The 14739-nt window shown below is 39.2% G+C and carries 14 protein-coding genes and 1 riboswitch; of the genes, 8 read left to right on the top strand and 6 right to left on the bottom strand.

The features are described 5' to 3' along the window. Positions 1-146: 146 nt before the first annotated feature. Entirely contained in the window at positions 147-1094 is a 948-nt protein-coding gene (locus tag OK025_RS25075; RefSeq protein WP_317667462.1) for a 1-aminocyclopropane-1-carboxylate deaminase/D-cysteine desulfhydrase, read from the bottom strand. 18 nt (positions 1095-1112) lie between these two features. On the opposite strand from OK025_RS25075, the gene OK025_RS25070 reads away from it, so the two are divergent. Then, positions 1113-2159 carry an RluA family pseudouridine synthase gene (locus tag OK025_RS25070; RefSeq protein WP_317667461.1) on the top strand — a complete coding sequence of 349 codons (1047 nt, stop codon included), beginning with the start codon at positions 1113-1115 and terminating at the stop codon, positions 2157-2159. A 19-nt stretch (positions 2160-2178) separates the two neighbouring features. Continuing rightward, a complete protein-coding gene (locus OK025_RS25065) occupies positions 2179-3045 on the top strand; it encodes an aminotransferase class IV (protein WP_088161006.1) in 867 nt (288 codons plus the stop codon). 33 nt (positions 3046-3078) lie between these two features. Here OK025_RS25065 and OK025_RS25060 read toward each other — a convergent pair whose 3' ends face one another. Beyond that, a complete protein-coding gene (locus OK025_RS25060; RefSeq protein WP_317667460.1) occupies positions 3079-3654 on the bottom strand; it encodes an NAD(P)H-dependent oxidoreductase in 576 nt (191 codons plus the stop codon). Positions 3655-3867: 213 nt separating this feature from the next. Here OK025_RS25060 and OK025_RS25055 point away from each other — a divergent pair, with 213 nt between their 5' ends. Both OK025_RS25055 and OK025_RS25050 read left to right on the top strand, forming a co-directional pair. Beyond that, on the top strand, positions 3868-4398 hold the full coding sequence (locus OK025_RS25055; RefSeq protein WP_317667459.1) for a hypothetical protein: 531 nt from the start codon (positions 3868-3870) through the stop codon (positions 4396-4398). A 324-nt stretch (positions 4399-4722) separates the two neighbouring features. Beyond that, the gene (locus OK025_RS25050; RefSeq protein WP_317669787.1) at positions 4723-5649 is read left to right on the top strand and encodes a polysaccharide deacetylase family protein; all 927 of its coding nucleotides are present in this window, start codon (positions 4723-4725) and stop codon (positions 5647-5649) included. 84 nt (positions 5650-5733) lie between these two features. Here the strand turns inward: OK025_RS25050 and OK025_RS25045 are convergent, their stop codons facing one another. Then, positions 5734-6315 carry a PhnA domain-containing protein gene (locus OK025_RS25045; protein ID WP_120334732.1) on the bottom strand — a complete coding sequence of 194 codons (582 nt, stop codon included), beginning with the start codon at positions 6313-6315 and terminating at the stop codon, positions 5734-5736. A gap of 280 nt (positions 6316-6595) precedes the next feature. On the opposite strand from OK025_RS25045, the gene OK025_RS25040 reads away from it, so the two are divergent. Beyond that, a complete protein-coding gene (locus OK025_RS25040) occupies positions 6596-7465 on the top strand; it encodes a neutral zinc metallopeptidase (protein WP_317667458.1) in 870 nt (289 codons plus the stop codon). A gap of 194 nt (positions 7466-7659) precedes the next feature. Here OK025_RS25040 and OK025_RS25035 read toward each other — a convergent pair whose 3' ends face one another. Next, positions 7660-8640 (bottom strand): acyl transferase, encoded by a 981-nt coding sequence (locus OK025_RS25035; RefSeq protein ID WP_317667457.1) that lies wholly within the window; start codon positions 8638-8640, stop codon positions 7660-7662. A 273-nt stretch (positions 8641-8913) separates the two neighbouring features. Continuing rightward, positions 8914-9657, bottom strand: a complete 744-nt coding sequence (fabG, locus tag OK025_RS25030; RefSeq protein ID WP_317667456.1) for a 3-oxoacyl-[acyl-carrier-protein] reductase — start codon at positions 9655-9657, stop codon at positions 8914-8916. Between the two features lie 512 nt (positions 9658-10169). Between fabG and OK025_RS25025 the strand changes: the two genes are divergently transcribed. The 3 genes from OK025_RS25025 to OK025_RS25015 all read left to right on the top strand — a co-directional run bounded on the left by OK025_RS25025 (position 10170) and on the right by OK025_RS25015 (position 13567). After that, positions 10170-11669, top strand: coding sequence for a malate:quinone oxidoreductase (locus OK025_RS25025; protein WP_317667455.1), 1500 nt, complete (start codon positions 10170-10172; stop codon positions 11667-11669). A 14-nt stretch (positions 11670-11683) separates the two neighbouring features. Then, positions 11684-11828, top strand: a riboswitch (TPP riboswitch). Positions 11829-11883: 55 nt separating this feature from the next. Beyond that, positions 11884-12501 (top strand): nicotinamide riboside transporter PnuC, encoded by a 618-nt coding sequence (gene pnuC / locus OK025_RS25020; protein ID WP_317667454.1) that lies wholly within the window; start codon positions 11884-11886, stop codon positions 12499-12501. Then, positions 12488-13567, top strand: a complete 1080-nt coding sequence (locus OK025_RS25015) for an acyl-CoA dehydrogenase (RefSeq protein ID WP_317667453.1) — start codon at positions 12488-12490, stop codon at positions 13565-13567. The genes pnuC and OK025_RS25015 overlap by 14 nt, the downstream gene beginning before the upstream one ends. 183 nt (positions 13568-13750) lie before the next feature. Here OK025_RS25015 and OK025_RS25010 read toward each other — a convergent pair whose 3' ends face one another. Continuing rightward, entirely contained in the window at positions 13751-14713 is a 963-nt protein-coding gene (locus OK025_RS25010; RefSeq protein ID WP_317667452.1) for a PCMD domain-containing protein, read from the bottom strand. Between the last annotated feature and the right edge of the window lie 26 nt (positions 14714-14739).

The following is a 14739-nucleotide window of genomic DNA, read 5'->3' as shown; positions in this document are numbered from 1 at the left end:
AAGGGCGAAACCACATGATACCTACCTCGTTTTTACCTTTGGGAAATCATGATTTCCTCCTGTTTTCTTTTAAAATCTGGTCAAACTTACGATATAATTGCTGAATAAATGTCAATCAAATGTCTCTGTACGGCGTTCTAGCGTATTTATTGATGTAGATCAATAAAATTGAAACGTTCGTACATACCAAGTAGGCCTGTAAGTCCGCCAGTATGAATAACGAGTACCTGATCTGCGGGGGTAAAGTAGTCCTTTTTGATCAGATCATCTACGGCATAAAGTAATTTGCCGGTATAGGTGGGTTCGATCATGATTCCTGTCGCAGCTATAAAATGCTGAACAAAGGCGAGTAAGTCGGTATTGGATTTTGCATAACCACCAAAATGATAATCAAGATGTAAAATAGGAGGAGTGATGTTGGGGTAAAGCTGATCGACTTCCTCCTGAATAAATCCTCCATTTTTTAAAACAGGTATGCCGTGTACGCGGGTAAATAGATCTCGTTTTTCTATCGCATTGGCTATTCCAGCTAATGTTGTTCCTGTGCCGCAGGCGGTAAAAATATGCTGGTATTCATGTTGGAGTTCATCAACGAGTTCAGAGCAACCTTTTGCTCCCAGTATGCCGTAACCACCCTCGTGTATATAGAACGTCGTTGGATCCTGACCAAAATAGGTGTTGTATAAACTTTCTTTATCTCGGTAAGATTCGCGGTCGACGTAAATGAGCTGCATCCCAAAAAGGCGGCACATCGCTAAAACAGGGTTGTTAACCCCTTCTTCACCTCGAACAAAAGCGGTTGTTTTAAACTTAAAGGTAGCTCCGGCGCAAGCGGTAGCTATAAGATGGTTGCTCCATGCGCCACCAAATGTAACAAGATGATTTTTCTGAAGCTGCAGGGCTTCTTCCAGATTATATTTTAATTTTCGCCATTTATTGCCTGAAATAAACGGATGTATGAGGTCATCGCGCTTAAGTGTTACTTTAATATGCTTCTTCTCCCAAGCCGGGAGGCACAATTCAGTTTCGGGGCTATGGATTTTGAAGGGCAACATAACATTAAATGAAAACAAATTTAACGAAAATTGTTTCATTTGGTTTATTTTTGTAGCATGACAGAACAAATAGGATCGCAAGATCAGGAAGAACAAGAATTATTTGAGCATCTACGTATTGAAGTGGATAAGGGACAAGCATTACTCCGCATTGATAAATACTTGATGAACAGAGTGGAAAATGCGACGCGGAGCAAAATTCAGCATGCTATTGAAGCAGGTTCTGTCATGGTTAACGGTAAGGAGATCAAGGCGAGCTATAAGGTTAGACCTGATGATGTGATTACATTGGTGCTACCTGACCCACCACGGGATAACGAAGTTTATCCAGAAAACATTCCATTAGATATCAAATACGAGGATGACGACGTGCTGATTGTGAATAAAAAAGCGGGTATGGTCGTACATCCAGGATATAATAATTATACGGGAACCTTGGTAAATGCATTGACGTATCATATACAGCAGTTGCCGCAGTTACCAGGAAACTCCGATCGCCCGGGGTTGGTGCATCGAATCGATAAAGACACTTCCGGACTATTGGTTATTGCTAAAAATGAAAAATCAATGGCCTTTTTGGCAAAACAGTTTTTCGATCACAGCATTACCCGTAAGTATATTGCATTAGTTTGGGGTGATTTAAAGGAGGACGGAACAATTACAGGTTATATTGGACGTCATCTAAAAGACAGACGCATCATGGCGATGTATGACAGTGAAGACAAAGGGCGTTGGTCGGTGACACATTACAGAGTTTTGGAGCGATTGGGCTATGTTACTTTAATTGAATGTCAGTTAGAAACAGGGCGTACACACCAAATTCGTACGCATATGCAGTCTATTGGTCATCCGCTATTTAATGATGCAATGTATGGTGGAGATAAGATTTTAAAAGGTACCGTGTTTTCAAAGTACAAGCAGTTTGTGGATAACTGTTTTTCATTACTGCCGCGGCAAGCACTTCATGCGCAGGTATTGGGATTTATCCATCCTACGACAAAAGAAAATATGTATTTTGAGGTACCATTTCCAGAAGATTTTCGTTTAGCTTTAGAAAAGTGGCGCGGATATGCGGCAAATTCAATGGCTATAGAAAATGATTAAAATTTAGAACAAAATTAAGATGCCAACAAACTATATCAATTTCAATGGCAGTGTAGTGCCGGAAGATCAGGAAATATTTAGCATTGAGAATAGAGGTTTCCGTTATGGGGATGGATTATTCGAAACGATGCTGTATAAGGATGGTGATATCCGCTTTCTAAATTTTCATGTCGAGCGTTTACAGAAAGGAATGGAGTTGATTCATTTGGATGATGCGAATCTATTCGATGAATTTTTTATTCGTTCGAGATCCGAAGAATTAATCCGTAAAAACAATATGTTGGGGCAGCAGGTTCGTATCCGATTGATCGTGTTTAGATCTGGAGGCGGATTGTACAGTCCAACGAGTAATAAACCTGGTTTTGTTTTGCAGGTGCAGCGCATAGAACCTAATCTTCGCGATAAGAAGGTCGGTTTGATTGTAGGACTTTACAATGAATTCAAAAAACCGTATAGCGATCTTTCCAAGATTAAATCTTTAAATGCGCAGATTTACGTGTTAGCTGGCATCTATAAAAAGAAAATGGCTTTTGATGATGTATTGATTCTAAATCAGGAAGGCTATCTATGTGAATCCTTGATTTCAAATATCTTTGTCTATTATGAAAAGGTACTTTATACACCAGCGCTATCCGAAGGATGTATTGAAGGAGTAATGCGCCGGGTAGTCATGGACATGGCACAGGATGAAGGTATAGAGGTGGTTGAGGCACAGATAAGCCCCGAAATCATGAAACGGGCGGATGAGATTTTCTGTACCAATGCTGTACAGGGTGTACAATGGGTAATGGGCTATAAGCAAAAGCGCTATTTCAATAAGATATCGCGGATCTTGCAGGAAAAATTACAACATTGGAACTATGACGTCAGTGATGAACAGGACTAGAATAATTTGATTATACATACAAAAGGTCAGGATTTAATCCTGACCTTTTGTATGTATAATTCGCTCAGCCCATTGCTCAAAGGCATTTTTAAAGCTGCGTAGAAAATCTTTGGTTTTTTGTGATTCAATAGCCCCAGTGGGACCAATACATGTTGTTATATTGCCCAAATAAGCTTCGGGTTGCTGCATGGTTAAGATATTGACGAAGACCAGCGATTGACGTAAATGGTGGTTGGCGCCAAAGCCACCGTAAACTCCCGTTGATGAAGAAATTATTGCGCCAGGTTTACCATCCCATTTATTTTTTCCATAGGGTCTTGAACCTACGTCAATCGCATTTTTTAAAACTGCAGGAATAGAACGATTATACTCTGCGGTAATAAAAAGTATTGCATCCAGGGACGCGACCTCTTTCCGAAATCGTACATAGCTCGGAGGAGGATTTCCTACATCGTCAAAATCCTGATTATATAAGGGAAGTTCGCTGATATCAATTATGCGGTAGCCAAATTTAGATTCCTCTTGTTCAAGAATAAACTGCGCAATTTTTTTGTTGTAAGATTTCTTTCGTAAGCTACCGACCAATATTCCTACGTTATATATACTCATTGTGATTAGTTCATTAAAGTCTGTATGATCTGAACAACTGATCCTACTAAAAAGTTTGCGGTTTTATTGTTTACTATAATCATGTTCAACCTATTTAAAATGAAGCTCTTATTGCTGTGTTAACAAAAATTAACATTTGAGCATTAATCTTTTGCACACTGTTTGTTGTCGTATTGTAAAGAAGAAATTACAAACTAGAGGGAGGAGCTACTTATGAAAAAATTGTTTTACGCGGCGGCGATTATTGCAGGCCTTTTTACGGCAGGAGCTGCACAAGCGCAAGTCAGTATTAGTGTCAATATTGGGAGTCAGCCAAGCTGGGGGCCAGCAGGTTATGATTATGCCCGCTATTATTATATTCCTGAGTACAATATGTATTACGATGTACCTGCGAGATGTTACGTTTATTATGATAATGGCGGCTGGGTAAGAAGAGCAAGTTTACCGAGGAGATACAGGCATTACGATTTTTATCGGGCTCATAAAGTGGTTATTAACGATCGCACACCTTGGCATCACCATGATCGGTATAGAAGCCGTTATGGCGGTTACCGTGGAAGACAAGTATCTATCCGTGACAACCACCACGGTGGTAGCGGGTATTCATTTGCCAGCGAACGTAGTGTAAGGCGCAAACATTCATGGAGTGAAAGCCGTCGGTATGATAGAGGGAATGGTCATGGTCGTGGCAACGATCTTGGTCATGGACGCGGTAAAGGTCATGGTGGAAGACATAGAGATTGATCCGGTATTTTGAATTACATGAACAAAAAGGAATCTATATCGTATAGGTTCCTTTTTTCTATTTTACTGATTTGTGTTTCTTTTAGGTATCAATGCGCTTGTCGAGATCGGTTACTGGTCGGAAATAACTTTCAGTCTACTTTCATGGCTAATTGTGCTAGCGGATCATGAAGTTTTATTGTGCATGCACAATAAATTAAATAACATAACAGCCTGATTAATGAAAAATATATTAATTTTGCGCTACAAGTGATTAAAATCAGCTCATTTATTGCGATTTTAAGTGTTGGAGAAATAATTGTAATGTGAAAGTTAATTTTTGTGATGAGAAAAGTGGTTAATTCAGGTGTTGTATGGGTTGGGTTGAGTATATCTATTTTGGGATTTTACTCCTGCAACCAAAGTGGAACAAATAAGGTGCAAACTATAGGGGCTGTCGATTCAATGCCACCAAAAAAAGACAGTTTATTGGTGGTACAAGATTCGATAAGTAAAGTCGATTCCCTCCGTAAGGATACCATTACAAAAATGGAAGAAAATGTGGCTTATAAGGGAGCTAAAGATACGACTGTTTTATTGACCGATACTGTTTCTCCTCGTTATATTTATCTCACCTTTGACGATGGTCCCCTGAATGGAAGTCAACACCTTGATTCCATTGCGACGGCGAAAGGCATTAAGATCAATGCTTTTCTGATTGGTAATCATGATAAAATGAGTAAAAAATTGCACAGCTTTACGGAACGCTATAAGAATAATCCTCTAGTAGATTGCTATAACCATAGTTACTGGCACGCGCACAACAAATACACTACTTTTTATTCGAACGCTCAGACGGCTTTTGAGGATTTTGAACTTGCTGAACAATCACTGGGTTTGGAACATAAAATCGTACGTTTACCAGGACGAAATATTTGGTATATTGGAGACCGTAAAAAGGTGGATTTGAAAAGTGGGGCTTCGACGGCTGAGTTATTACATCAAAACGGTTATAAAGTAATTGGTTGGGACTGTGAGTGGAAAATAAATGGGGTAACTGGGAAACCGGATTTATCTGTGAATCAATTGTATACCCAGATGAAGAATTTGCTTCGTAAAGGTACATCTTATACGAAAAATAATGTTGTGCTATTGACACATGACAATATGTATCAAACGAAAAAAGGACAGCGTCTTTTATCGGATTTGATCGATAGTCTTAAACAACATCCAAACTATCGTTTTGAATTTGTACGGAATTATCCGCAATAGTGAGAGCTATCTCGCTAAATAATAAAGGCTTGAACGGGAGTGAACCCCAGTTTAAACCTTTATTATTTAGACGAAAAATCTAGTTTAATTTTGTTTACGGAGATATTTGGTCAGTATAACGATTGTTTGACCCTCAATCTTTCCTTCAATTTGTTCGATATTGTCTGCTACCAGTCGAATATTCTTAACCACGGTGCCTAAAGTCGCTTTTAAGGAGGAACCTTTCACGTCAAGCGTTTTTGTCAGAACAACTGTATCGCCCTCCAATAGTCGTTGTCCGATGCTATCTTCATGAAAAGAAACATAGCCATCATTTTCATGATCTCCAGTTTTCTTCGCTTCCGATAGTGTTTCATCGTCAAGATAGAGGATATCCAGTGCTTCAGAAGCCCAGCCTTCATTTTTTAATCGATTTAACATGCGCCAGCATACAATTTGTACCGATGGGTTTTCGGACCACATGGCATTAGGAAGAAACTTCCAGTCGTCGGGATTTAATTGTTCCGTTTTGTTGAGCTGATTGACCAATGTTTCTGAAATCAGTAAAGTATTGTCCAAATTTGATGTTATTTCCGGAGGTAATGTGTAGGCAATTAAAGTGGCATCTTCGCCTGTCAGCTCACATTTTCCGCCAGCTCTCGCTTGTAATTGTTCTTCTAATTTCATGTCAGTTTTTTTGAAAGCCCAAACTTAGCCAAATTTGCTTTGATGTACAATGACGAATATCACGACTTAGGGAAATAATTCCTGTTTTTACTCTTATAAAGCATTGTTTTTGCTTATGGCTTTCATTTGTTTGCTGGTAAATTTATTTATAGGATGCGGGCTATGAGGTAAAGTGGAGTGAATTTTTTCTTCAAATAAATTTACTCCATGTAGAACATTGGTACCGAATTTGTGTTTAACCAACATTAGAAAAGATTATTAACTGTAATATAGGAATACTATGAAATGGCAAGGAGGCAAGCAAAGTGGTAATTTTGAGGACCGTCGCGGAATGTCGGGGGGAGGAAAAATTGCTTTAGGAGGAATTGGTGGAATTATTGTTTTGGTCATTGGATTTTTGATGGGTGGAGATCCGATGCAACTCTTACAGCAAGCCCAAAATATGGGGGCGCAAACTGAACAGTCGGGACAGCCGCGTGAGTTAAATCCTGAGGAAAAAAGACTAACTGAATTTTCGTTAACTGTACTTCAGAGTACCGAGGATGTTTGGGCAAAGCTCTTTAAAGAGCAGATGCAGAAAAATTATACCCCTACAACACTTGTATTTTACGATGGGGGAACACAAACGGATGGTTGTGGTATGGGGCAGGCTTCTTACGGACCTTTTTATTGTCCGGGTGATCAAAAGATTTACCTGGATCTGAGCTTTAGTAGAGAACTTTCGGATAAATTCGGTGCAAAAGGAGAGTTCGCCATGGCGTATGTAATTGCGCATGAAGTCGGACATCATATCCAACAATTGGTGGGATTATTGCCGAAGACCAATCAAGCCCGTGGGAAACTGAGCGAGCGTGAAAATAACAGGATCTCCGTTATGACCGAGCTGCAAGCGGATTTTTATGCTGGTGTATGGGCGCATTACATCAATGATTTAACCGATATAAAAATTGATTATAATGATATTATGGATGGTATGAAAGCTGCCGAAGCTGTTGGGGATGATAAATTACAAACAGAGGCCCAAGGGTATGCTGTTCCTGAATCATTTACACATGGTACATCTGCACAACGTATGGCCTGGTTTAAAAAAGGATATGATTCGGGCGATATGCGATCGGGCAATACCTTTGAGGATCCGAGTTTGAAATAGGAGGATATTCTTATACTAAAAAAGACACCTGGTCATTACGTCTGAGCAGGTGTCTTTTTTTTGATATTGGCAATTGTGATGTAATCGTATCTAATATGGAGCTAATCTAATACAGGGCTAAACTTTAATTTTAGTTTTCCTCGGAGGAATGATACTCATTGGATAAATCCGGTTCGGTTGATAATTACAGATCGTTATTGAACCAATAGATTACAACCGCGGATGTCACTTTGGTCAAAACGCCCTAATATTTCAAAGGAACCATCTTGATAAACCTTGCCCAAATCTTGTGTTGCTATAAATGAGCAAGAATAACGATTCGCGAGATCAATGACATTAATTCCGCCGGTTTTATTCAAAGGAATCAAACTCAATGGATCATTTGTGTCGCGTATTAATATCTTCATCCATTTCGGTAGCTGAAAAATCCCTTGTCCCACAGAATAGCCCTGTGATAGAAGTTCTGTCATACCATATTCAGAATGAATTCCTTTTACGGAAAATGCATCTTCCAGAAGTTTATGAATTTCCTGTTTGACCATTTCCTTACGCTTACCTTTCATACCTCCAGTTTCCATGATAATCAATTCAGGGAATTTGAAGGCATAGTGTTCGATGAAGTCGAGCAGCGCGTAAGTCACTCCAAAGAGGATTGTTTTTGTTCCTTTATTTTTGAGTTCAACAAGTGTATCGTATAGTTCTTGATGGTTATAGAGGAAATAGTTACTTTCTGGTTGCTCACTTTGCTTCATGAGATCATCAATCATATAGATTAGAGAAGAACCGCTTCTTTCGAGGTAAGAGGGTAGAAGTGCCAGAATTGCAATATTACTCAGCGGACCATAAAAATCTTCAAAAATCCGACGAAAGGTACGTTCGTAAATATTGAGGTCGGCGACCAAATGTTTTGAGGTAACCATACCTGTTGTCCCCGAACTCGAAAACACAATTTCGGCGTCCATTCCAGCTGCGATAACCTGTTGGGTTTTAAAAAATTCGATAGGCAAGAAGGGGATCTCGGTATAGTGCTGTATCGGGGATTTTTCTTTTCCTAGGATCCTTATATAGTCACGGTAAATCTTACAATGCTGACTTTGGAATTGGTAGGTATCTAAACAATGTTGATTAAAATCATCCTCGGTTTTAATCTCAAAAAAATCCTTCCAGTTCGTCATGGCATTTAAAAATTTAATGGACAAAATTAACTAAAATTTGGAAATATTGTGAGGACTTATAGATTCCTTCTTATCGGAGATCTATTGAAGCTATTTGCTAGTACTAACAATACAGGTATGCAGAGGTTGTAAATTCTGTAATCAGAAGGAAAGGGAAAGCCCTCTGTGTTCAGTATATTGAGGTTTAAGGGATAGATCGGAGTAGGGCAGTAAAGATAAATAAGGGGCAATGTGAGGTCAAATTTAAAAAATTTGACCTCACATTGTTAATTTTTATAACATACCACCATCAACAGGTAGAACCTGTCCGGTTACGTATGCCGATAAGTCAGATGCTAAATAGAGACAAGCATTGGCAACGTCTTCTGGATCTCCAGCACGTTTCAATGGAATCCCGGCTTCCCATCCAGCCACAACTTTAGGATCCAATACATCTGTCATTTCGGTGCGTATAAAACCTGGTGCAACTACGTTTGCACGGATATTACGAGAACCTAACTCTTTTGCGACAGATTTTGTGAACCCGATAATACCGGCTTTTGATGCCGCATAATTTGCCTGACCAGCATTTCCTTGAACGCCCACAACTGAAGACATATTGATAAATGAACCTTTACGGTTTTTCATCATAATTTTCGAAGCGGCTTTTGTAACGTTAAAGACGGATTTTAAGTTGACATTTAATACATCATCCCAATTCTCCTCGGTCATGCGCATTAACAAGCCGTCTTTTGTGATACCGGCATTATTTACAACGATATCTAATCCTCCAAAATCGGCAACGATCGCGTTGATTAATTGTTCTGCTTCTTCGAATTTTGAAGCGTCAGAGCGATAACCAATCACTTTGGTACCGAAAGCCTGAAGCTCCTGTTCCAGCGCCTGTCCTTTTTCGACAGAAGAAAGATATGTAAAAGCGACGTTAGCACCATGTTGTGCAAACACTTCTGCAATTTTCCTTCCGATTCCTTTTGATGCTCCTGTTACTAAAGCAATTTTTCCTTCAAGTATTTTCATCTGTATAAGTTATTTGTTCTTCAATTATTCACACTTAGGCATTTATGTCCATTTTCAACGCCCTGTCTTTCTCTCACAGCCTGTCTGTTACTGGAATTCAATACGAAACATGAACTCGTTTCCATTTGGTTTATCTTGGTTATGCCACAGTGCTTGTGTTTTTTCGATACCATCGTATCAGCGAATAAATGATCTTGTTTTTTAGCTATTGTATACACTATTGCCTTTCGATGTTCTGCAAAAATGTTAAAACTATATTATAACACAAAATCTTTCGATAAATAACGGTTTAAAATAGGAAAACATTGTGTGCTGACCTTGTGTTTATCTTGGAGTGGGGGAGTGTTTTCCGGAAACAATTTTAGAATTTTACGGTAAGCGATCGCTCACTTAGGATTATTTTAATAAATCAATGGTATTTTTGAATAAGTGGTTCTAAAAAGTACAGTTTTTTGACAAAAGACTTGGACGTTTACCAAAAACTATATTAAATTTGCATCAATCACAAAAACATGAGCAAAAAATCAAATAAAGAAGTTGACGTTGTTCTGATCGGCGCCGGTATTATGAGTGCTACTTTGGGTACTCTAATCAATGAATTAAGCCCAGACGTTAATATTGAAATTCTTGAGCGTTTGGATGTTGTGGCTGCTGAAAGTTCTGACGCTTGGAATAATGCTGGCACGGGTCACTCTGCCTTATGCGAGTTAAATTATACCCCCGAACAGAAAGATGGTTCTGTAAAGATTGATAAAGCAGTTAAAATTGCTGAGCAATTTGAAGTGTCTAAGCAATTTTGGTCCTACCTCGTTGATAAAGGCATTATTGCCCAACCTGAAAATTTTATCCGTAGTATTCCACACATGAGTGCGGTTTTTGGTGAAAAAGATGCTAAATTCCTAAAGACAAGATGGGAAACATTGACGACCCAAAACTTGTTCAAAGGGATGGAGTATACCGAAGATACGGCATTGTTGAAATCGTGGATTCCATTGATGATGGAAGGACGCGAGGCCGATGAAAAAATTGCTGCGACAAAAATGGATCTGGGTACCGATGTTAATTTTGGGTCGTTGACACGTGATTTGATCGCTAACCTTGAAAATAAAGAAAATATTTCGATCTCCTTAAACCATGAAGTAATCGACATCGAACGTGAAGACGATGGCCGTTGGGAAGTGGAGGTCAAAGATTTAAAGATAGGAACAAAGAGAGAAATCAAAGCAAAGTTTGTATTTATTGGGGCCGGTGGCCACTCGTTGTTGTTGTTGGAAAAATCTGGAATACCAGAAGCGAAAGGCTATGGCGGATTTCCTGTAGGGGGCCAATGGCTACGTTGTGTAAATGAAGAGATCATAAATACACATCATGCGAAAGTGTATGGAAAAGCTTCTGTTGGTGCTCCTCCAATGTCTGTACCGCACTTAGATACACGTTATATTGATGGCAAACAAGCGTTATTGTTTGGACCATATGCAGGTTTCTCGACTAAATTCTTAAAACAGGGGTCTTACTTCGATCTACCTGCTTCCATCAAATTGTCCAATATCCGCCCGATGTTATCCGCCGGACTTGACAACTTACCTTTGACGAAGTATCTTATTACTGAAGTCATGAAGTCACCAAAAGATAAACTAGAGTCTTTAAAACAATTTATGCCTACAGCTAAATTGGAGGATTGGGTTATCGAGAAAGCAGGACAACGTGTTCAGGTCATCAAGAAAGATGAAAAGAAAGGTGGAATTTTGGAATTTGGTACAGAGGTTGTTTCTAGTGCAGATGGTTCTATTGCTGCGCTATTAGGAGCTTCTCCTGGTGCTTCGACGTCAGTTGCTATCATGATCAGCCTGTTGAAGAAATGTTTCCCTGAACGTGCGAAGTCAGATGAATACCGTAAAAAACTACGTGAAATGATTCCTTCACATGGGAAATCATTGAACGATGATGCGCAACTATGTAAAGAAACGCGTACGCGGACGCACAAAGCGTTGAAATTGATTGATATAGAATAATCAATTCGACAGAAAATATACTTATGGGGTGCTTGGAATGACCATGGTCATTCTCGGCTGAGATTATACCCAATAAAAGCGATTGTAACTCCTTATACAATCGCTTTTATATACCTGATCCAGGTAATGCTGGCGTAGGGATTTAATTTCAATAAAAACGTCCGTTTTTCTCCCATAGGTTTATTATGAATTACACGAAATAATAAACAAGGCGATGACTTCTGAAACAATTTTCGAAGCTTTTATAAAACAGATCCAACAGGCCACCATCGCGGAATGGTTAGGGGTATCCTTTGGTATTTTACAGGTTTGGTTTTCCCGTCAAAATAAATCGATCAATTACATTTTTGGGATTATTGGTATCTTAATTTCAGTATACGTACTCTTCCATGCGAAACTATATGCAGAAATATTGCTACATCTCTATTATTTGGTCATGAGCATCTATGGCTGGATCTATTGGAAATATAGTAGTGATGTTGCTGCTCCCATAACGCATTGTGAGCCGAAAGAATGGTGGATAGTAGGGGGAATCTGCGCTCTCGCTTTTCTGTTGTTTTATTTCGGATTGGTACATTTAACGGATTCGGATGTACCGCTTTGGGACTCTGCAGTTTCCTGTACCGCTTGGGCAGGGATGTGGTTATTGGCAAAACGGAAGATAGAAAATTGGATATTGTTGAATATTAGTAATCTGATGGCAATTCCTTTATTGATCCATAAAGGGTTATTTCTTTATTCGGGTTTGACTTTGTTTTTATTTGTTATGGCATTTAGTGGATATTTTAATTGGAGGAGAATAATAAGTGAAGAAAGATATGCAACTCAGTAGCGAAGATATCGCCATTCTGAAAGATAATCAGACTAAGGGAATCCATCAGAAAACATTGTCGGATGGACAACTCGAGCTCATTTTTCGTCGGAAATGGTTTAAGATCTGGGTTCCACCTGCATTGGGTGGATTGGGATTAAGTCTACCTGAAGGGTTCAATTTATTGGCTGACCTGGCTTATTGGGATGGGGGATTAGCCTGGACAGTAACGTTATGCTCGGGAGCAAATCTCTTTGTCGGTTTTATTGATCCGGTTTTAGGAGATCAGATTTTCAAAACGTATCGGGTTTGTTTTGGCGGCAGTGGACAGGCATCAGGTACAGCTACACGTGAAGGGGAACATTATCGGCTCCGCGGTTTTTGGAAATATGCTACCGGAGCTCCTCATTTAACCCATTTTACCTTAAATGCTGCAATTCAGGAGGCAGGAAAACCCGTTTTGGACGAAAAAGGTGAACCACTGATAAAATCATTTTTTGTGGATCGTGACCATGTACTGGTGCATTACGACTGGGATACATTTGGATTGGAGGCTACGGCTTCGCATTCCTTTTCGCTGGAAGACATACTCGTTGATGGTAGGCAGTCTTTTGAGATTGATGCGGCAAAAAGTACACGTAGCGAGCTGTTGTATCAATATCCCTTTATGCCTTTTGCGGAATTGACTTTACTGGCCAACTTTACGGGAATGTATAAGCGCTTTCTGGATTTAATCGAAAAACTATTTGTGTTAAAAAGCAATCAATCCAAATGGGAGAAGACTGAAAGTAAAGAAGCGTTTAGGGTACTCGATGACTTTCAGCAAGATTATGTTAATCGGAGGGAAACAGTAATGAATTTGGCCGCTCTTTCTTGGGTAAATCTTCATGATGGCAATGATAATGCAGCGATTTATGAACAGATAGGGGTGCAAAGTCGAGATTTTGTGGAATCTATCTTGACAAATACAATAAGGCTCTATCCGCATACCGGAATTTCGGGGGCCGCCATTGATCATGAAATCAATATAATCTTCCGGAATATTTTTACGGCTTCGCAACATAAGTTATTACAGAAGGATTTGTAATAAGAAAGACCATCATTTGATGGTCTTTCTTATTATTTAGGAATGTAAATTTATGCGGTGAATACAGCGGCTCGCTGAGTTTGTGCCAATTTTTTTTCTTTGGATTCACCAATTAAGATCCTTAGAACTCGCATTTTTAAGCTGTATTGATCCTTTTTACAATCTATTTATAATTTTACACTTTTACTCATAAACCAGGCCAACATTATCAACCCAAAGGCGGCTCTCGGTATTTCCAATATAAGCACCGCCATTACTAGAAGAAAACTGTACAATTAAATGAGTTACGGCGTCATCTTTAGTTCCCCAGCCTACTTCATGGATTGGAACGATAGCACCTTTGCTATTTCTAGTATAATAAGCATCTGAATTATCTTTTAGCCGCATATCTGATGTATAATAGCCTTGTTTACTGATATCTCCATAGTTCACGGGTAGACGATATTGGTTTATCCAGTTGCTTACGGTTTTATCCAATAATTTCCATCCCGTAGCAATGCGTTTCGCATAAACATTTCCATCTTTATCTTCCCATCTTTTCTGTAGAAGAATCTGTATTTCGGCTTTGTCGGTTCTTTTTGCATCCGAACCGTTTCCCAAGCCATTGACGTATCTAGAAGCTCCTCCAGTGATGACTTTATAGTCAAATTGTAAGGCTTTTGGTTTTTTTGAAAATGGAATACCGGTTATAAGTTTACTTTGAGGATTCTTTGTACTTTTTATGGGTTCAAGCATCTCTCCTAAAAAAATGGTTCCAGATGCTAAGACATTAATGTTTATTACACCAAATACTTTTACGCGCTCAATCCGTGTTTCGAGCCGAGCAGCATAGCCTTTGTCCCGAATTTCCGGAAATACTGTCACACTACCTTTGGTGATCCCACTAACAGTGGCCAATACGGACGACGTTGCCCATGGTGAGTTTTTATTTTGATAAGGCGTATTGATCGGAAGCTTCTCTTTGGAACCTGTAATTTCATAGAGGTATTGTGTCTTCCCGCCTATAACAAATGACTCTTTAACTTCCCGCTTTAGCCATTGGTCCATATGACCTAGGGGTAGGGCCTCTACTTTCTCGTTTTGGGCTTTTGTCGCAGCAGGAAGTAAGGCTAGGACTAAAAGCCATGATTGTAATTTTATATTCATTATATTTTTAATTTTCGATAGTACTA

It is taken from the genome of Sphingobacterium sp. UGAL515B_05 (assembly GCF_033097525.1).
Taxonomy (GTDB): domain Bacteria; phylum Bacteroidota; class Bacteroidia; order Sphingobacteriales; family Sphingobacteriaceae; genus Sphingobacterium.
Note: the sequence above shows the minus strand (reverse complement) of the source record. Positions and strands in the feature narration are given on the sequence as shown.